This window comes from Catellatospora sp. IY07-71 (assembly GCF_018326265.1).
Classification (GTDB): Bacteria; Actinomycetota; Actinomycetes; order Mycobacteriales; family Micromonosporaceae; genus Catellatospora.
In genome coordinates, this window is the sequence record NZ_AP023360.1 from 682,875 (window position 1) to 701,308 (window position 18,434).

Below are 18,434 nucleotides of genomic sequence, written 5' to 3' on the forward strand. Positions count from 1 at the left end.
CACCTACCCCGCGTGCACCACGTCCCTGACCTCGGCGAAGTGGCACGCGCTCGGGTGCGGCGACTTGGCGCTGACCTGCAGCAGCGGCGGCGTCGTCGCGCAGATCTCCTGGGCCTTCCAGCACCGGGTGCGGAAGCGGCAGCCCGACGGCGGGTTGGCCGGCGACGGCACGTCGCCCTCCAGCCGGATCACCGTCTTGTGCTGACGCGCCGTCGGGTCCGGCACCGGCACCGCGGACAGCAGCGCCTGCGTGTACGGGTGCGTCGGCGTGTCGTAGATCTCGTCGTCGGTGCCCAGCTCGACCATCTTGCCGAGGTACATCACGCCCACCCGGTCGGCGATGTGGCGCACCACCGACAGGTCGTGGGCGATGAAGATGTACGACAGGTTGAAGTCCCGCTGCAGCCCGTCCAGCAGGTTCATGACCTGCGCCTGGATCGACACGTCGAGCGCCGACACCGGCTCGTCGCAGACGATGATCTCCGGACGCAGCGCCAGCGCGCGGGCGATGCCGATGCGCTGCCGCTGGCCGCCCGAGAACTGGTGCGGGTAGCGGTTGATGTGCTCGGGGTTGAGCCCGACCACGTCCAGCAGCTCCTGCACCTTCCGGCGCCGGTCGCCCTTGGGCGCGGCGTCGGTGTGGATCTCGAACGGCTCGCCGATGATGTCGCCGACCGTCATCCGGGGGTTGAGCGAGGTGTACGGGTCCTGCATGACCAGCTGGATGTTGCGGCGCAGCTTGCGCTGCTCCGCCGCGGACAGCCGCAGCACGTCCCGGCCCTGGTAGCGGATCGACCCGGCGGTCGGCTTCTCCAGGTTCATCAGCAGCTTGGCCAGCGTCGACTTGCCGCAGCCGGACTCGCCGACGATGCCCAGGGTCTCACCCTTGTGCAGGTCCAGCGAGACGCCGTCCACCGCCTTGATCTGCCCGACCGTCTTCTTGAAGAGGACACCCTGGCGGATCGGGAAGTGCTTGACCAGGTCGCGTACTTCGAGGATCACGTCACTCACGGCCGACCAGCTCCTCTGCGAAGTGGCACGCGCTGGCCCGGTCGCCCAGCTGGATCAGCGCCGGCCGCTCGGCCGAGCAGATGTCGCGGGCCATCCGGCACCGGGGGTGGAACGCGCAGCCCGTGGGGATGCGCAGCAGGTTGGGCGGCAGGCCCTTGATGGTGTTGAGCTCCTGGCCCTTGAGGTCCAGGCGCGGCAGCGAGTCCAGCAGCGCCATCGTGTACGGGTGGCACGGCTTGGCGTACAGCGAGTGCACGTCGGCCTGCTCCACGATCCGCCCGGCGTACATGACCGCGATCCGGTCCGCGACGTCGGCGACCACGCCGAGGTCGTGCGTGATCAGGATCATGCCCATGTTCCGCTCGCGGCGGATCTCCGCGAGCAGGTCCATGATCTGCGCCTGCACCGTCACGTCGAGAGCCGTGGTCGGCTCGTCGGCGATCAGGATCTCCGGGTCCAGCGCCAGCGACATCGCGATCATCACGCGCTGCCGCATACCGCCGGAGAACTGGTGCGGGTAGTCGTTCACCCGCGTCGCCGCAGCCGGGATCTTGACCTGGTCCAGCAGCTCGATCGCGCGCTTCTTGCCGTCGGCGCGGCTCATGCCCCGCCGCTTGCGGTAGAGCTCGGCGATCTGGAACCCGACCGTGAAAACCGGGTTCAGCGCCGAAAGCGCGTCCTGGAAGACCATCGCGATGCCCTCGCCGCGGACGAGACGGCGCTCGTCCTTGGGCATCTTGAGCAGGTCCTTGCCGCGGAAGCGGATCTCGCCGCCGGTCACGAAGCCCGGTGGGGTGTCCAGGATGCCCATGATGGTCTGCGCCGTGACGCTCTTGCCGGAGCCGGACTCGCCCAGCACCGCCAGCGTCTCGCCGGCGTCCACGTGGTACGACACGCCGTTGATGACCTTGGCGATGCCGTCCCGGGTGCGGAACTCCACGTGCAGGTTCTCCACCTCGAGGAGGTGGTGGCCCGCCTTGCCGTCGGTGCCGAGGACCGGCGCCGTGTTCACCTTGATGTCCGTCACGTCGCCTCCTAGCGCAGCTTCGGGTCGAGGGCGTCGCGTACGGCGTCACCGAGCATGACGAAGCTCAGCACCGCGACCACGAGGAACGCCGCGGGGAACGCCATCATGTACGGGGCGGGGTCCATGAAGTTGCGGCTCTCGCCGATCATGATGCCCCAGGAGACCACCGGCGGGCGCAGGCCGACACCGAGGAACGACAGCGTCGCCTCCGCGCCGATGTACGCACCGAGCGTGATCGTGCCGACGACGACCATCGGCGCCATGGCGTTGGGCAGGACGTGCCGGAAGACGATCCGGCCCGGCCGGGCACCCAGCGCCTGGGCGGCGTGCACGTAGTCGAGCTGCTTGGTGGACAGCACCGACGCTCGCATGATGCGGGCGAAGGACGGCCAGCCCAGCACGATGAACGTCAGGATGACCAGCGAGGTGATCCGGAAGGCGCTCGGGTCGCTCTGCACCGACGCGAACGTCGACAGGATCACCAGCGCGCCGAGCACGAACGGCAGGCCGAGGAAGATGTCGCCGAAGCGGGCCAGCAGGGTGTCCGTCCAGCCGCCCAGGTAACCGCTCAGGATGCCGAAGAAGCCGCCCAGCAGCATGTTGCCGACCACCGCGAAGACGCCGACGACGATCGAGGCACGGGCGCCGTAGATGACCCGCGAGTAGATGTCCTGGCCCTGCACGTTGTAGCCGAACTGGCCGGTCTCGCCGAACTGGAACCACGCGCCGAAGTCCGGCTTCTCGAGGCTCTTGTTCAGGTCCGCCGCAGTGGGGCTGACCGAGCTGAACAGCTGCGGGAACGCCGCCATCAGCACGAAGATGAAGATCAGGATCGCGGAGATCACGAACAGCGGCTTGCGGCGCAGCTCGTACCACGCGTCACTCCACAGACCGCGGTTCTTCTCCTTGCGCGGAGCAGCCTCGGCGACGGCCGGGGTCGCCGGCACGGCGGTGGGCTCGGTGGGGCTGGTGGCGGTCGCCACCTCGGGGCTACTCATAGCGGATCCTCGGGTCCAGGACGCCGTACAGCAGGTCGACGAGAAGGTTGACGACGAGGTAGACCAGCACGAGGATCGCCACGATCGAGACGACCACGCCGGACTCCCGCCGGTTGATGGCACCGAACAGCAGGCCGCCGATGCCGCGGATGTTGAAGATGCCCTCGGTGACGATGGCACCGCCCATCAGCGCGCCCAGGTCCAAGCCCAGCCAGGTGACCACGGGGATCATCGAGTTGCGCAGCAGGTGCACGCCGGTGACGCGGCTGGGCGTGAGGCCCTTGGCCACGGCGGTGCGCACGTAGTCGGCGCGCCGGTTCTCCACCAGGTTCACCCGGGTCAACCGCGTGATGTACGCCATCGAGCCGCTCGCCAGGATGATGCCTGGGATGATCAGCTCCACCCACGGCGCCTCGGGCGACACCGACGACAGGCCGAGCGAGTACCGGGCCACCAGGCCGATCACGAAGATCGGGACGGCGATGAGCACCAGCGTCGAGACCAGCACCAGGTTGTCGATGAAGCTGCCCCGGCGCAGACCGGTGAGCACACCGGCGGTGATGCCGATCAGCGCCTCGGCCACGACCGCGACCAGCGCGAGCTTCATGGAGATGGGGAAGGCCTGGGTCAGCAGCTCGCCGATCTCAGTGCCGTTGAAGGTCTGCCCGAAGTTCCCGGTGACCAGGTTCTTCAGGTAGATCAGGTACTGGACGAAGAGGGGCTCGTCCAGGTTGAACTTCTCGGTCATGTACGCGACGTAGGCCTCGGGGCACTTCTTCTCGCCGCAACGACCGGCGAAGGGGTCACCTGGGAGTCCCCACACCAGGAACCAGATGAGAAACGTCGTGCCGATGAAGACAGGGATCGCCTGCAGCAACCGGCGGAGGGCATACCGCCCCATGTCTTACTCCTCACTGAGCCTCGCTGAACATGAGCGACGTGCCGCAGCCCGCTAGGGCCGCGGCACGCCTCTCGTTATTCAGGGTCTTCTAGTTCACTTGACCGTGACCGAAACCAGGTCGAGCTCACCGAAGGTGTTGATGACGACGGTGGTCAGCTTCTCGGACCAGACCGTCTGCTGCGACGAGTGCCACATCGGGATGGTCGGCATGAGGTTCGGCAGCATGGCCTCGGCCTCCTGGTAGAGCTTCTCCGCCGCGGCGAGGTCCGACGTGCTGTCGGCCTCCTTCAGCTTGGCGTCGAACTCCGGGTTCGAGAACTTGCCGTCGTTGGAGGAGGCCTCCGTCTTCAGCAGCGGGTTCAGCCAGTTCTCGATGCTCGGGTAGTCGGCCTGCCAGCCGGCACGCGACATACCGGTCATCTTCTCGCCGACGACCAGGGTGCGGAACTCACCGAAGGTCGGGAACGGCTTGCCCTTGCACTCGGCGCCCAGCGTCTGCTGGATGCTGTTGCAGACCGCGTCGACCCAGTCCTTGTGCGAGGCGTCGCCGTTGTAGGCGATCGACAGGTCCTTCGGCTTGACCGGCGCGGCGTCCCAGAGGGCCTTCGCGGCGGCGGCGTCGAACTTGCAGGGCGCGCCACAAACGTCGGCCTTGTAGCCGGACATGTTCGGGTTGACCCAGCCGTTCATCGGGATGCGGGTGCCGTTGAAGATCTTGTCGATCACCAGCTGGCGGTCGATCGCCATCGAGATGGCCTTACGCACGTTCGGGTCGTTGTAGCCCGGCAGCCAGGTCGGCATCGCGATGAACGCGGAGACCGAGATCGGCTTGCTGATGGCACGGTCACCGAAGTCCGACTTGTACTGGTTACCCACCAGCTTGGCCGACGGGACCTGCTGCTGGAAGTCGATGGTGCCGTTCTTGACGTCCTCGTAGGCGGCGGCGTCGTCGGTGTAGACGCGGAAGATCACGTCCTTGACCTTCGCCTTGTCAGCGCCCTGGTAGTCGTCGTTGCGGGTCACGACCAGCTCGGTGTTCTTGGTCCACTTGGACAGCTTGAACGGGCCGTTGCCGATCGGGGCCTGGCCGAACTTCGCCGGGTCGGCGAAGAACGCGTCGGGCAGCGGCATGAACGCCGCGTAGCCGACCTTGACCGGCCACAGGTTCGAGGCGCCGGACAGGGTCACCTCGAAGGTGGTGTCGTCGATGACCTTCAGGCCGGACAGCTTGTCGGTGGCCGGCTTCGGGGCCGTCTTGGGGCCCTCCTCGCCGTCCGGGTCCTCGGTGTGCACCTGGTCGAAGCCCGCGATGTCGCCGAAGAAGCTGCCGTTGATCAGACCGTTGGGCGAGTACGCCGCGTAGTTCCACGCGTCGACGTAGTTCTTCGCCACGACCGGGGTGCCGTCGTGCCACTTCCAGCCCGACTTGAGCTTGACCGTCCAGGTCTTGCCGTTGTCGGCCGAGGTGATCGACTCCGCGTTCGCCATCTCGGTCTTGGCGTCCTTGGCGGCGTAGTTGGTCAGACCGGTGAACAGCGCGTCGATGACGACGCCGCCCTGGGTCTCCGAGGTGCCGGCCGGGATCAGCGGGTTCTGGGGCTCGCCCCAGCTGATGATGAAGGAGCCGTCCTTCTTCTCGGGCTCAACCGGGTCGGCGCCGGAACAACCAGCGGCCGCCAGGGCGACAGCCGTCAGACCGACTGCCACCTTCCATGGGGTAATCCCACGCATGCGTGTGCCTCCTCAGGCGCTCACGAGGGGGTGTGAGGTGGCCACACTTTCGCACCCCGTGACCACGCGCCGGAAGGGCCTGATACCAACCCGTTACCGAGCCGGGACGACGCCGATATCCCACAAAGAAATCTTTCACATCTCTGTGCGATCTCTTGACCAGCAGCTTTAGGGGCCTCTCAGCCCGAAGTTGATCGAGGAGCGAAACACGACGGTAACTGGCATCCCAATCTATGGGCGATACCGAGAGTCACACCAGGCGTCGATCCGCCGCCCACCGCGACAGCTCGTAGCGGTTGGACATCTGGAGCTTGCGGAGCACGTTCGAGACGTGGGTCTCCACCGTCTTGATGGAGATGAACAACTCCTTGGCGATCTCCTTGTACGCGTACCCGCGCGCCAGCAGCCGCAACACCTCCCGCTCCCGGTTGGTCAGCTGGTCCAGCTCCGGATCGGCGACCGGCGCGTCCGGCCGGGCCGCGAACGCGTCCAGCACGAACCCGGCCAGCCGCGGCGAGAACACCGCGTCCCCGTCGGCCACCCGGCGGATCGCGTCCACCAGGTCCTCCGGCGAGATGGTCTTGGTCACGTAACCGCGCGCGCCGGCCCGGATCAGCCCGATCACGTCCTCGGCGGCATCGGACACCGACAGCGCCAGGAACTTCACCTGCGGCTGCGCCCGGCGCACCGCGTCCAGCACGGCCCGGCCGCCGCCGTCGGGCATGTGCACGTCCAGCAGCACCACGTCCGGCACGACCGAGCCGATCATGGAGATCGCCTGCGCCACGGTGGCCGCCTCGCCCACCACGTCGACGTGCGCGCCCAGCTCGGCCCGCACCCCCGCCCGGAACATCCCGTGGTCGTCGACCAGGAACACCCGCAGCCGCCCGCCGCTCTCGCTCATGCCTTCTCCTCCTTCGGCTCTCTCGGGGAGGTCACCGCCATGGTCAGCCTGACCTCGGTGCCCTCGCCGATCTCGCTGCGTATCTCCGCCTGCCCGCCGTGCCGCGCCATGCGCCCGATGATCGAACCACGGACGCCGTGCCGCCGCTCCTCCACCGACGCCGGGTCGAAGCCCTTGCCCCGGTCGCGGACGAACACGCTCAGCATCGTCGGCTCGGCCTCGGCGTACAACGACACGCTCTTGACCTGGGCGTGGCGGGCCGCGTTGACCAGCGCCTCGCGGGCCGCGGCCACGATCGCGGCCACCTTGTCGTCCACGGCGCGGTCGCCGACCACCACCGCCTCCACGGCGATGCCGTACGTGTCCTCGACCTCGGCGGCCGCCTGCTGCAGCGCCGCGGCGAAGTGCTCGGTCGGCGAGCCGGTCGGCTGGTAGAGCCAGTTGCGCAGGCTGCGCTCCTGGCCGCGGGCGATGCGCTGGACCGCGGCCGGGTCGCCCGCGTTGCGCTGGATCAGCGCCAGCGTGTGCAGCACCTGGTCGTGCACCATCGCGGCCAGCTCGGCCCGCTCCTGCTCGCGGATCCGGCCCTCCCGCTCGGTGCGCAGCGCGACCAGCGTGCGCCACAGCACCGGTGCCGCCACCAGCCCCACCCCGGCGAGCGCCACCAGCGCGAACGCCACCGCACGCCACATGTCGGCCCAGGAGACGCCCTCCACCACCGGGGAGTAGAGGAACACCAGCCCCAGGATGCCCACCGCCACCAGCACCCCGCCGGCCAGGAAGCGCAGCAGGTAGATCCGGCGGTCGCCGTCGGACAGCGCGGCCAGCCACGGCGCCGACGGCGACTGGTCCGACCAGCGCTGGCGCCGGTCCGGGTCGCTCTGGTGCCAGATGATGCCCGCGCCGACCGCGACCAGGGCCACCAACCAGCCCACGGTCATGCCGATGCCGCCGTTGTTGAGCAGCGTGCTGATGACCATCAGGACCAGCCCGGCGGCCAGGAAGGGAGCCAGCCGCAGCAGCGAGCGGCGCGCCGGCTCACCCGGCGCGGCCGGCAGCACCGCCCAGAACGCGGCGTAGAGCAGGGCACCCAGGCCGTTGATGGGCAGCAGCAGGACGAAGATGATCCGGATCAGCGTGGGCGACAGGCGGGTGTTCGCCGCGATGCCCCCGGCGACCCCGGCGACCAGGCGGTCGGTCCGGGAACGGGTCAGGCGGGGGTGTCCGGGCGCGGAGGGCTGCACGGGATCGATGGTTTCACGGCCGCGGCGCCGCCGCCCACGGGTGAGACCCCGGATACAGGGCGCCGCCGCATCTCAGGGTCGGGTCAGGGTCGGGTCCTGAGGCAGGTCGGGCCGCTCGCGGGCCACCATCGAAGGCATGAGCGACGAGACCCCCACGCCCGGCGGCGCGGCGCCCACCGCCGAGGCGCCGCCCGGGGCGCAGGAACAGCCCCCACCGCAGGGCGGACCCTCCCCATACGTGTCCTGGGCCGCGCCGTACGGCCTGATCCGGCCGCGGCACGGCCGCTACCTGGCCGGGGTGTGCGGTGCGCTGGCCCGCGCGACCAGGACCGACCCGGTGCTGTGGCGGGTGCTGATCGGCGTGCTGTCGATCTTCGGCATCGGCGTCGTGATCTACCTCGCCGCCTGGCTGCTCACCCCGGCCGAGGACGACACCGCCTCGCCGGTCGAGTCGCTGTTCGGGCGCGGCTACTCCAGCACCTCCTCGACGCTGGCCCTGGTGCTGAGCGTGCTCACGGTGATCCTCATCGGGGCGGTGACCAACAGCTTCGAGGTCGCCGTCATCGCCGCCATCGGCCTGGTCATCGCCGCGCTGGTGGTCAGCCGTAACAACCCCGGCGGGGCCGGCCGGGCGCCGCGCAGCACGCCGGGCGCCACCTACCTGCCGCCGGTGTACGCGGCGCCGGTCACCGTGCCGGCCGCCGCGCCCGCCCCGGCCGTGGTGACCGAGCCCGTGCCGCCGGTGGACCCCGCCGGCTACCGGGCCCCGTTCGCCCCGCACGGCCCGTACGCCCCGGCGGCCCCGCCACCCCCGCCGCCGCCGGTCAAGCCGCCGAAGGTGAAGCCGGAGCCGTCGCGGCTCGGCCGCCTCATCTTCGGCCTGATCATGCTCGTGCTGGGCGGGCTGGCCATGGCCGACATGGCCGGGGTGTCCGTGCCGGGCAGCACGTACGTCGCCGCCGCGCTCGGCGTCACGGGTCTCGGCCTGGTCCTCGGCGCCTGGTTCGGTCGGGCCCGGGGCTGGATCTGGATCGGCGTGGTGCTGGCGCTGATCCTGCCGATGGTCGCCGCGGGCGGCGACTGGAGCCGGGAGCGCAGCCAGGCGGGCACCGTGGTCTGGATGCCTACCACCGTGGCCGAGCTGCACGACCGCTACGAGCACCGCTTCGGCGAGGCCACGCTGGACCTGACCGCGCTCGACCTCACCGGCCAGGACGTGCAGGTCACCGCTCAGATCACCGCCGGCCAGCTGCGCGTCATCGTGCCGGAGAAGACCGACGTCATCGTCGAGACCAGGGTGAACCTGGCCGACGCCGACGTCTTCGGCCGCGACATCAGCGGCGCGGGCCAGCGGGACACCCAGACCAGCCTCGGCCCCGACGGCAAGGGCGGCGGCACGCTGCGCCTGGTGCTCGACGTCAACCTCGGACACGCGGAGGTGGTCCGGTGAAGAACCACCGCACCGACTCGGTATCGCTCTTCTTCGGCCTGGTCTTCCTGCTGGTGTCGGGCGCGTTCCTGGCCCGGCACGCCTTCGACGTCGAGCTGCCCTCGCTGGGCTGGTTCATCGCCGGCGGCCTGATCATCCTGGGCGTGCTCGCCGTGCTCGGCGCGCTGTCGCCCAAGCGGCAACCGGCCGGGATCCCGGCGGACCCCGCCCCGGCGGGTCCGGCCCCGGCCGACGCGGAGACCGCCGAGCAGCCCTCGGTGGAGCACGCGGGCTGAAGCCCGCACCACCCCAGCGCCCCTCACCGCGCGAGCCCGCGGTGAGGGGCGCTTATGCTGACCGGTGGACGAGCGAGCGAACCACACGGCCCGGTGAGGCTCATGCCGTCGATGGGAAAGAAGGACACATGAGCAGCGAGCCGACCATGAAGCACAGCGAGGAGCAGGCATGAGCCAGTACCCGACCGATCGCCCCGACACCCCGGCCCTGGGCCCGCTCGGCCAGATCCGCATCGGCGACCGAGCCGCCCGCACACTCACCACCGAACTCGCCCGCCACGCGGGCCCCAAGACCGCGCTGCTCGTCGGTGCCACCGCGGACTCCCTGGTGCTGGCCGAGGCGCTGGACGCGCTGCTGCCCGGCGACCGGCTCACCGTCGTGGCGGCCGACGCGACCGTCGCCGGTCACCTGGCCACCCTCGGCAGCTTCCTCACCGAGCGGGTCAAGGTCGTCGACGACCTGGCCGCCGCCGAGTCCGCCGACCTGGTCATCGTCGCCGAGCCGGTGGTCGGCTCCGGCGAGGAGGCCCGCAACACCGTCGAGCAGCTCAGCAAGTACGTCGCGGAGGGCGGCCTGCTGATCATCGCCGCGGTGGCGCTGCCCGGCCTGTCCGGCGGCGCGACCGACGAGCTGGACCGCATCGCCGCGCGCCAGGGCGTCGGCTCCGACCTGGTGCTGCGCAACACTCCGCCGGTACGCGTACACCGCCTGCGCTTCACCGACGTGGACCCGGCGGTGGCGGCCAAGCTCAGCCCCGCCTTCCGCCCGTCGAGCGTGCCGCTCTACGGCACCATGAACATCGACTCCAACGGCGTCGCCGCGGCCGGCATCGCGCTCGGCGCCGCCGCGTTCCTCAAGGCCACCCGGCCGAAGTCGAAGGCGTGGGTGCTGCCCGCGCTGCTGGCCGCGCCCGTGGCCGCATTCTTCCGCGACCCGGAGCGCGAGATCCCGGCCGACCCGACCGCGGTGGTCGCCGCGGCCGACGGCAAGGTGCTGAGCGTCGAGCACATTTACGACGAGCGCTTCGCCGACGAGGAGTTCCTGCGCATCGCGGTGTTCCTGTCCGTGTTCGACGTGCACGTCAACCGGGCGCCGGTGGCGGGCAAGGTCGTCGACTACTTCGTCGAGGACGGCGGCTACGCCAACGCGATGAAGCCCGAGGCCGAGCACAACGTGGCGGCGTACACCGTGCTAGAGACGCCGGACCGCAGCCGGGTCGTCGTCGCCCAGCGGACGGGCCTGATCGCGCGCCGGATCGTGCAGCGGGCGCCCATCGGCGCGCTGCTGGCCAAGGGCGAGCGCTACGGCCTGATCCGCTTCGGCTCCCGCACCGACGTCTACCTGCCCGCCGACAAGGCCGAGGCCCTGGTCGCCCCCGGTGACCGCGTCGTCGGCGGCTCCACGGTCATCGCCCGGCTGCGCTGACCTTCCTTCTGGAGCGTTGATCGCTGTTTCGTGTCACAAAGTGCGGCTGGACCGCAGGTTGTGACACGAAACAGCGATCAACACCGCCCCACCCGCACGAAAAGGCGCCGCCCCGGTCCAGTGGACCGGGGCGGCGCCTTTGGTGTAGCGATCAGGCCACGCGCGTGGCGGCGCGGCGCTGGCGGGCCCAGAGGACCGGGCCGCTGATCAGGTAGACCAGCACCAGCAGGCCGAAGGTGACCTCCGTGTTCCAGACCAGGCCGACCAGCGGCAGCAGGAACAGCGTCGGCGGCAGCTTCAGCACCTTGGCGAGTTTGGCGTAGGGGAAGCTGGAGACCATCGCGATGGCCAGCAGCACCACCCCGAACACCAGGGCGCCGGCGGGCAGCGAGCCGCCCAGCAGCACGGTCACCGCGAGCACGGTCGCCGCCATGGTCGTGGGCACGCCGCAGAAGAAGCGGCCGTCCTTCGGCGAGACGTTGAACCGGGCCAGCCGGATCGCCGCGCAGCAGGCGACCATCGCGCACGCCGCGATGAGCACCGGCGTGGCGACCTCGCCGCGCAGGAACGAGAACACCACGACGGGCGCGGCGATGCCGAACGACGTCATGTCGCCCAGCGAGTCCATCTGCACGCCGAACGGGCTGGCCACGCCGAACTTGCGGGCCAGCGCGCCGTCGAGGCCGTCGAAGGTGATGCAGGCGAGCAGGCAGAGCGCGCCCCACATCGGCTCGCCGTGCATCACGGCGAGGAAGATCGCGGTCATGCCGAGCAGCAGGCTGCTCAGGGTGCAGGCCTGCACCAGCGCGAATTTGATCCGGCGGTCGAGCGTACGCTCGCCCGGCAGCAGCGGGATCGTGGTCGGGGTCGGCTGCTCCACCGGCTCGGCCGTGGCGGCCTGCTCGATGGCGCGCAGTTCGACCGGGTCAAGGCCAGGCAGCGCGGGGCTCGTCGCGACGGGGTGGTCGGCCTTACGCAGGCGACCCACCGGCACCAGCAGCATCTGCCGGGCGATGGAGCCACCGGCGCGCAGGCGTCCGGTCCACTGCCGGCCCGCAGGTCGCGGGCTGTCCGTCAAGCGACGCCGACGCCATAAGGCTCTCGGCACGTGTCGTCCCTCCATGCCGGTTCGGTTCCTTTCCGCCGCCTCAGCGGACCGACCGGCTTTTGCGGCCTACACCATCGCACACCCCGGTGCGCGTTGGCGATACCCGGCACCTGATCTTCCAGCGCCGTCCTGCTGATGGGGGCAAATCGGCCGCCTGGACGCACGCGCGTCCCGGGGGCTGTTTGTTCCGTCAGGTGGCAAGTCTACCCGACGGAGGAAATCAGGAAATATGTCGCAATTCTCGATAAGCGGAGTCGGTAAGTGGAATACTGCCCAGCTCGGCGGGGGTGAACCAGCGCGCCTGCGCGGTCGAGCCGCCGGCCGCCTCGGTGACCGAGGGCACGGTGGGCTCCGGCACCCGCACCCGGAACACGGCCCGCACCACGTACCAGTCGTAGGGCTCGCCCTCCGGGCCCATCGCGGCCGGGTTGTGGTTCGAGTTGACCCGGAGCAGCTCGGTGACCTCACCGACCTGCGCGGACTCCTCGAAGATCTCCCGCACCAGCCCGACCGCCGGGGTCTCGCCGAAGTCGGTGCCGCCGCCGGGCAGGTGCCACTTGCCCGCGCCCGGGTAGTTCTCCGCGATCAGGGAGAGCAGCACCCGGCCGGCCGGGTCGGTGACCACGCCGTACGCCCCGAAGCGGGCGACCTTGCGCGCTCCGCCCAGGTCACGGCCGTCCGGTCCGACCTCGCCCGCGGTGTCCGGCGTCTGCGGGCGGCGGCTGCTCGCCCGGCCCGCGGTGTCCAGGCCCAGCGTGTGCGCGGCGAACGGGATCAGGTCGAGCGACGCCAGGCGCTCCCGCTCGATCCACTGGGGCAGGTCGGAGGTGCCGTCGGTCTCCACGGTCAGCTCGCCGCCGGTGACCGTCATGTCGTAGATGATCCGGTCGTGGTGCAGCAACACGTCCCGCCACGGGAACTCGACCAGGTCCGAGGTGACCTCGCGCAGGCCCGCGATCTCCGCGACGAGCCCGGTCTCCTCCCGGAACTCGCGCACCACTGCCTGCGCCGGGTCCTCGCCGTGCTCCAGGCCGCCGCCGGGCAGGAACCACACCCCCGGGAAGTTCGACCTGGCCGACGAGCGGACCAGCAGCAGCCGGCCCTGCTCGTCGTGCGCGATGCCGTAGGCCCCGATCCTCCGCCGTCTCTCCACCACGACAGGTTATCGGCCGCCCGCGACATGATCACTCCAGCGATGCCGCCCGCAGCGCCTCGTAGGTGACCTCGGTGACGTCGTCCGGGCCGAGCCCGACCAGCTCGTCGCGGGTGACCCAGCGGGCCTCGGCGGTGGAGCCGCCCTGGTCGTAGACCTTGGGCTTGGTGGCCCGGTCGACCCGCACCCGGTAGAAGGCGCGCACGCCGTGCCAGTCGATCGGGTAGCCCTCGGGCCCCAGCGACGCCGGGTCGCGGTGGCTGGCCACGCCGAGCAGCTCGCCGAGCCGCCCGCGCTGGCCGGTCTCCTCGACCAGCTCGCGGATCAGCGCGACGCCGGGCTGCTCGCCGTAGTCGGTGCCGCCGCCGGGCAGGTGCCACTTGCCCGCGCCCGGGTAGTTCTCCGCGATCCGGGTCAGCAGGACGCGCTGCAACCGGTCGGTGACCACCGCGTACGCCGCGAAGCGCTGCGCGCGGTGCAACCCGTCCGGGCCGGGTGCGGCGAAGAAGGACGGGAAGTCGGGCACCTCGTCGGGCAGCAGGTCGATCGCGGCCTCGGTGATGCCGAGCGCGCCCGCGGTGAACGGCCGCAGCGGCAGTCGGGCCGCCTCCTCGGGGGTGAACCAGTCCACCAGGTCCGTGGGCTGGCCGACGCGCTCCCGCAGCGCGCCGCCGCGTACCCGGGCCGCGTAGATGACCCGGTCGGTGTGGATCGTGACGCCGCGGTGCGGCAGCGCCCGCATGTCGGCCAGCACGTCACGCAGCCCCGTAACGGCCACGCTCAGCCCGGTCTCTGCGGCGGTCTCCCTGACGACGGTGTCATTGGGATGCTCGCCGTGGTCCACTGCCCCGCCGGGCAGGGACCACACGCCCGGCGTACCGGACTGCGCCGAAGCGCGGACCAGGAGAACCTGGCCGGCTTCATTGGTGATGACGGCGTATGCGGCGATCCGCCGCAACGGCTCCAGCGCGGTGGTCACGAGAAACCATTCTCCCCCGTCAGGCAGATCCCGACAAGATGTCCGATTTTACGATCATGTTTACACGAGTTGAAGACGATTTGTACCGGCCGTTCGACCTACCCCAGAAGTGATCAAAGGCCCCACCCGACAAGGGTGAGGCCTCGATCAGAGAATGTCGGGATTCACTCCCATTCAATGGTGCCCGGCGGCTTGCTCGTCACGTCCAGGGTGACCCGGTTGACCTCGCGCACCTCGTTGGTGATCCGGGTCGAGATCCGGGCGATGAGGTCGTACGGCAGCCGGGACCAGTCGGCGGTCATCGCGTCCTCGCTGGAGACCGGGCGCAGCACCACCGGGTGGCCGTAGGTGCGGCCGTCGCCCTGCACGCCGACCGAGCGCACGTCGGCCAGCAGCACCACGGGGAACTGCCACACGTCGCGGTCCAGACCGGAGGCGGACAGCTCCTGGCGGGCGATCAGGTCGGCGGCGCGCAGGATCTCCAGGTTGTGCTTGTTGACCTCGCCGATGATGCGGATGGCCAGGCCCGGACCCGGGAACGGGTGCCGCCAGACCATCTCCTCGGGCAGGCCCAGGCTCTGCCCGAGCGCGCGCACCTCGTCCTTGAACAGCGTGCGCAGCGGCTCGACCAGGTCGAACTTGAGGTCGTCGGGCAGCCCGCCCACGTTGTGGTGGCTCTTGATGTTCGCGGTGCCGGTGCCCCCGCCGGACTCCACCACGTCCGGGTAGAGCGTGCCCTGCACCAGGAAGCGCACGTCGCCCGCGGTGGCGATCTCGCGGGCCGCCGCCTCGAAGACCCGGATGAACTCCCGTCCGATGATCTTGCGCTTGGCCTCCGGGTCGGTCACCCCGGCCAGCGCGTCCAGGAAGCGGTCGGCCGCGTCCACCACCTTCAGCTTGATGCCGGTGGCGGCCACGTAGTCCCGCTCGACCTGCTCGGCCTCGCCCGCGCGCAGCAGGCCGTGGTCCACGAACACGCAGGTGAGCTGGTCGCCGACGGCCTTGTGCACCAGCGCCGCGGCCACCGCCGAGTCGACGCCGCCGGACAGGCCGCAGATCACCTCGGCGTCGCCGACCTGGGCGCGGATCGCGGCCACCTGGTCCTCGATGATGTTGCCCATGGTCCAGACCGGCTCGATGCCGGCCACCTCGTGCAGGAAGCGCTCCAGCAGGCGCTGGCCGTACGGCGTGTGCGCCACCTCGGGGTGGAACTGCACCCCGGCGAAGCCGCGGCTGACGTCCTCGAACGCGGCGACCGGCGCGCCCGGCGAGGCGGCGGTGACCGTGAACCCGGCCGGTGCGGCGCTCACGCAGTCGCCGTGGCTCATCCACACGTCCTGGCGCGCGGGCAGGCCCGCGAACAGCACGCCCGCGTCGGGCTGCGCGTCCACCACGGTGCCGCCGAACTCACGCAGGCCGGTGTGGCTGACCGTGCCGCCCAGCGCGGCGGCCATCGCCTGGAAGCCGTAGCAGATGCCGAACACCGGCACACCGTGCTCGAACAGACTCGCGTCGACCTGCGGCGCGCCCGGCTCGTACACGCTGGACGGGCCGCCGGACAGGATGATCGCGGCGGGGTTCTTCCGCATCATCTCCTCGACCGGCATCGAATGCGGCACGATCTCGGAGTAGACCCTCGCCTCCCGCACCCGTCGCGCGATGAGCTGGGCGTACTGGGCACCGTAGTCAACCACCAGGACGGGGCGAGGCGTCGTCATGACCTCAATCTTAGGGTGCGACGCAGGTCACCCCACGTAGTGCACCCCGTCCGGGTACGGGTACGGGTTGGCCTTGCAGCCCTGCAGGCTCTTGGTCTGCTGCTGCATCACCGGGGCGAGCCTGCCCTTGCCCGGGCAGAAGACGTGGCCGTGGCCCAGGAAGTGACCGACCTCATGGTTGATGACCATGTAGCGGTACACCTCCATGTCGGTGAAACCGTCCGCGCCGTTGGTCCAGCGGCGCAGGTTGATCACCACGTTGCTGCCCGCGCGGCAGGAGAAGATGCCGTTGGTGATCAGGCCGACCTGCCCGCACAGCCGGTCCACGGTGTCCGGGGTGGCCAGCTTGACGTAGAAGTTCGGCGACTCCCCCGGACCGACCCGCTGCAGGCGCCACTTCTTCGAGGCGATCCAGCTGCGGTCGTCGGACAGGATCTCGTCCACCTTGGCCGCGAAGCCGTCGGTGTCGAACGCGGTGATGCCCTTCTCCACCTGCACCTGGTAGCGGCGCAGGGAGCCTGCGCTGCCCACGATCTCCGTTCCGCCCGCAGCGGTGTGGAAGGTGCCTCCGCCGCGCTGCAGCACCGGCGCGTTCTTCGTCGGCTTCGGCTTCGCCGACGGGGAGGCCGACGGCGACGCCGCGGCTGAGGCGGACGGCTGCGCAGACGGCATCGGCTGCGGCGACGCGGCCTGGTTGAACTCCGGACGTGGCGCGCTGGTGCCGCACCCGGCCAGGAGCACGGTCATGGCGGCCGTCGCGAACCCGGCCCGCAGCAGTGTCCTCCCCATGGCGATCACCTTATGCGGGCAGGCCGTGCCTGTGGAGGTACTCCCCGGCCCAGATCCGGTCCACGCCTTCGGCGAACGCGCCGCCCGGCGGGCCGGCCGTCCACACGTGCATCATCTCCGGCACGGTAACCGCCACCGCCAGCGCCGGGCAGCCGCCGTACGGCGTGACGATGCCGATGCCTGGCGGCGCCACGGAAACGCAGAGGTTGTGCGCGTGCCAGCGGGTGACCGGCCCGCCCGGCTCCGGACCGGGCGCGCCCGCGCGCTCCATCACGAAGACCACGCCCAGCAGCGCCGCCCTGCCGTCCTCGATCGCGAACACCAGCATCTCCGGCCGGGCCGGGTCGAGCACCGCACCGTCCGATCCGTAGTCCGGGTGTTCCAGGTGCACGTCCGGGCCGGTGCGCCCGGTGAGCGGCAGCCGGTAGCCGGCCGCCAGCGCGTCGGCGAGCCGGGCGAACCTGCGTACCGACTCCTTGGTCGCGGCTTCCAGGCGGGCCGCTGCCGCCGCCTGCGCGGCGGTCGGGTGGTGGTCCCCGGACAGGGGCCGCATGATCACACCGGCCTGCGCGCGGGCCAGATGCTGGTGCCCGCCCGCATGGCTGTGCCCGACCGCCGGCGCCTGGTCCAGGCTCTCCGACTCCCCGGCCGCCTGGTGCGCCTGGATCGTGGAGAGCCAGACCACCAGGCCGGTGAGCAGGACCGCGCCCACGGTGGCCGTGGAGCCCAGCCCGCGCAGCAGGCGGCGCGGGCGTCCCGGCCGGCGCACCGGCACCGCGGCCAGCCCGAACGCGACCAGCTCCAGCAGGGCCGCGGCGATGCCGACCTGGTCGGCCTCCTCGCCGCCGCGCCCGACGACGACCAGGTAGCCGAGCAGGTTCAGCGGCACCAGCAGCACCGTGCCGGTCCGCCAGCCGCGCCGATCCGCGTACGCCAGCCAGGCCAGCAGCCCGTAGACCGCGCCGCTGCCCAGGAACCCCGCGGTCAGCAGCGCGCTGTCCCGGTGCCCCAGGGGCAGCGCCAGATGCACCGCCGCGGCCGCGCCCAGCAGCACGAACACCCAGCGTTCGACCGGTGCCCGGGGCCCGCCCCGCAGGAAGGGCAGGAACAGGCAGGCCAGCACCCCGGCGGCCAGCGCCGCCGCGTGCTCGGGCGCCACGCCGGTCAGCATCGTCTCGATCGGGTTCACGCGACCCCACCCGCCTGGACCGCGCTCGCCGTAGCCGCGCTCCCGGCCGCCGACGCAGCCGTGGTCGTCGCACCGGGCGCGATCGGACTCCCCGGAGCGGGTGGCACCGGCAGGCCGACGGCCGAGCCCGGCGCGGCGGGCGGCTCCGGCACGATGAGCAGGCGCACGCACATCACCGTCACCGCCACCGGCAGCGCCACCCCGGTGAGCAGTCCGGTCAGCGTCGGGGTGAAGTCCAGCCGCGGCAGCAGCCCGGCGACCCCGCCCAGGCCGAAGCCGGTCAGCGCCAGCAACTGCAGCGCCACCACGGCGACCAGCGCGCCGCGCCGCCCGCGCACCACCAGCGCGGCGAACACCAGCAGCACCAGCGTCTTGGTGAGCGGAGCCAGGGCGTAGAGCGCGTTGCCGCCCATGAACACCAGCTCGCCCAGCATGGCCAGCAGGCCCGCCCCGGCCTGGACCAGCAGGAGCACATACACCACATCCGCGCGCCCACCCCGGGCGTTGGAGTCCATCCGGTCAGGTTCGGGC

The 18,434-nt window shown here is 71.0% G+C and carries 17 protein-coding genes; 3 read left to right on the forward strand and 14 right to left on the reverse strand.

Annotation, left to right across the window (positions count from 1 at the left end; all coding sequences use genetic code 11):
• Positions 1–3: 3 nt before the first annotated feature.
• The 7 genes from CS0771_RS03030 to CS0771_RS03060 form a co-directional block, all read right to left on the reverse strand.
• Positions 4–1,011 (reverse strand): ABC transporter ATP-binding protein, encoded by a 1,008-nt coding sequence (locus CS0771_RS03030; protein WP_212839689.1) that lies wholly within the window; start codon positions 1,009–1,011, stop codon positions 4–6.
• Positions 1,004–2,038 (reverse strand): ABC transporter ATP-binding protein, encoded by a 1,035-nt coding sequence (locus CS0771_RS03035; RefSeq protein ID WP_212839690.1) that lies wholly within the window; start codon positions 2,036–2,038, stop codon positions 1,004–1,006. The genes CS0771_RS03030 and CS0771_RS03035 overlap by 8 nt, the downstream gene beginning before the upstream one ends.
• Positions 2,039–2,046: 8 nt before the next feature.
• On the reverse strand, positions 2,047–3,036 hold the full coding sequence (locus CS0771_RS03040) for an ABC transporter permease (protein WP_212839691.1): 990 nt from the start codon (positions 3,034–3,036) through the stop codon (positions 2,047–2,049).
• Positions 3,029–3,937: an ABC transporter permease gene (locus CS0771_RS03045; RefSeq protein WP_212839692.1), complete on the reverse strand. Its 909-nt coding sequence runs from the start codon at positions 3,935–3,937 to the stop codon at positions 3,029–3,031. The genes CS0771_RS03040 and CS0771_RS03045 overlap by 8 nt, the downstream gene beginning before the upstream one ends.
• A gap of 93 nt (positions 3,938–4,030) precedes the next feature.
• Entirely contained in the window at positions 4,031–5,644 is a 1,614-nt protein-coding gene (locus tag CS0771_RS03050; RefSeq protein ID WP_212839693.1) for an ABC transporter substrate-binding protein, read from the reverse strand.
• Positions 5,645–5,918: 274 nt separating this feature from the next.
• A complete protein-coding gene (locus CS0771_RS03055; protein WP_212839694.1) occupies positions 5,919–6,572 on the reverse strand; it encodes a response regulator transcription factor in 654 nt (217 codons plus the stop codon).
• Positions 6,569–7,816, reverse strand: coding sequence for an ATP-binding protein (locus CS0771_RS03060; RefSeq protein ID WP_244870577.1), 1,248 nt, complete (start codon positions 7,814–7,816; stop codon positions 6,569–6,571). The genes CS0771_RS03055 and CS0771_RS03060 overlap by 4 nt, the downstream gene beginning before the upstream one ends.
• Before the next feature lie 136 nt (positions 7,817–7,952).
• On the opposite strand from CS0771_RS03060, the gene CS0771_RS03065 reads away from it, so the two are divergent.
• The 3 genes from CS0771_RS03065 (at position 7,953) to CS0771_RS03075 (ending at position 10,967) form a co-directional block, all read left to right on the forward strand.
• Positions 7,953–9,266 carry a PspC domain-containing protein gene (locus CS0771_RS03065; protein ID WP_212839695.1) on the forward strand — a complete coding sequence of 438 codons (1,314 nt, stop codon included), beginning with the start codon at positions 7,953–7,955 and terminating at the stop codon, positions 9,264–9,266.
• Positions 9,263–9,541, forward strand: coding sequence for a hypothetical protein (locus tag CS0771_RS03070; protein WP_212839696.1), 279 nt, complete (start codon positions 9,263–9,265; stop codon positions 9,539–9,541). The genes CS0771_RS03065 and CS0771_RS03070 overlap by 4 nt, the downstream gene beginning before the upstream one ends.
• Before the next feature lie 169 nt (positions 9,542–9,710).
• The gene (locus CS0771_RS03075; protein ID WP_212839697.1) at positions 9,711–10,967 is read left to right on the forward strand and encodes a phosphatidylserine decarboxylase; all 1,257 of its coding nucleotides are present in this window, start codon (positions 9,711–9,713) and stop codon (positions 10,965–10,967) included.
• 151 nt (positions 10,968–11,118) lie between these two features.
• Here CS0771_RS03075 and CS0771_RS03080 read toward each other — a convergent pair whose 3' ends face one another.
• The 7 genes from CS0771_RS03080 to CS0771_RS03110 form a co-directional block, all read right to left on the reverse strand.
• Positions 11,119–12,000 carry a phosphatidylcholine/phosphatidylserine synthase gene (locus CS0771_RS03080; RefSeq protein ID WP_212845589.1) on the reverse strand — a complete coding sequence of 294 codons (882 nt, stop codon included), beginning with the start codon at positions 11,998–12,000 and terminating at the stop codon, positions 11,119–11,121.
• 295 nt (positions 12,001–12,295) lie between these two features.
• On the reverse strand, positions 12,296–13,228 hold the full coding sequence (locus CS0771_RS03085; RefSeq protein ID WP_212839698.1) for an NUDIX hydrolase: 933 nt from the start codon (positions 13,226–13,228) through the stop codon (positions 12,296–12,298).
• A gap of 31 nt (positions 13,229–13,259) precedes the next feature.
• Entirely contained in the window at positions 13,260–14,207 is a 948-nt protein-coding gene (locus CS0771_RS03090) for an NUDIX hydrolase (protein WP_212839699.1), read from the reverse strand.
• A 164-nt stretch (positions 14,208–14,371) separates the two neighbouring features.
• Positions 14,372–15,925, reverse strand: a complete 1,554-nt coding sequence (gene guaA / locus CS0771_RS03095) for a glutamine-hydrolyzing GMP synthase (protein WP_212839700.1) — start codon at positions 15,923–15,925, stop codon at positions 14,372–14,374.
• Between the two features lie 27 nt (positions 15,926–15,952).
• The gene (locus CS0771_RS03100) at positions 15,953–16,714 is read right to left on the reverse strand and encodes a DUF3152 domain-containing protein (protein WP_212839701.1); all 762 of its coding nucleotides are present in this window, start codon (positions 16,712–16,714) and stop codon (positions 15,953–15,955) included.
• 10 nt (positions 16,715–16,724) lie between these two features.
• Positions 16,725–17,903 (reverse strand): hypothetical protein, encoded by a 1,179-nt coding sequence (locus CS0771_RS03105; protein WP_212839702.1) that lies wholly within the window; start codon positions 17,901–17,903, stop codon positions 16,725–16,727.
• On the reverse strand, positions 17,900–18,418 hold the full coding sequence (locus tag CS0771_RS03110) for a hypothetical protein (RefSeq protein WP_212839703.1): 519 nt from the start codon (positions 18,416–18,418) through the stop codon (positions 17,900–17,902). Before CS0771_RS03110 ends, CS0771_RS03105 begins: the two co-directional genes overlap by 4 nt.
• Positions 18,419–18,434: the final 16 nt, after the last annotated feature.

Excerpts from the sequence above, each read along its gene's own strand:
- CS0771_RS03040 (WP_212839691.1), bottom strand. The coding sequence starts at position 3,036 with ATGAGTAGCCCCGAGGTGGCGACCGCCACCAGCCCCACCGAGCCCACC.
- CS0771_RS03045 (WP_212839692.1), bottom strand. The coding sequence starts at position 3,937 with ATGGGGCGGTATGCCCTCCGCCGGTTGCTGCAGGCGATCCCTGTCTTC.
- CS0771_RS03055 (WP_212839694.1), bottom strand. The coding sequence starts at position 6,572 with ATGAGCGAGAGCGGCGGGCGGCTGCGGGTGTTCCTGGTCGACGACCAC.
- CS0771_RS03065 (WP_212839695.1), top strand. The coding sequence starts at position 7,953 with ATGAGCGACGAGACCCCCACGCCCGGCGGCGCGGCGCCCACCGCCGAG.
- CS0771_RS03075 (WP_212839697.1), top strand. The coding sequence starts at position 9,711 with ATGAGCCAGTACCCGACCGATCGCCCCGACACCCCGGCCCTGGGCCCG.
- guaA (WP_212839700.1), bottom strand. The coding sequence starts at position 15,925 with ATGACGACGCCTCGCCCCGTCCTGGTGGTTGACTACGGTGCCCAGTAC.
- CS0771_RS03100 (WP_212839701.1), bottom strand. The coding sequence starts at position 16,714 with ATGGGGAGGACACTGCTGCGGGCCGGGTTCGCGACGGCCGCCATGACC.
- CS0771_RS03110 (WP_212839703.1), bottom strand. The coding sequence starts at position 18,418 with ATGGACTCCAACGCCCGGGGTGGGCGCGCGGATGTGGTGTATGTGCTC.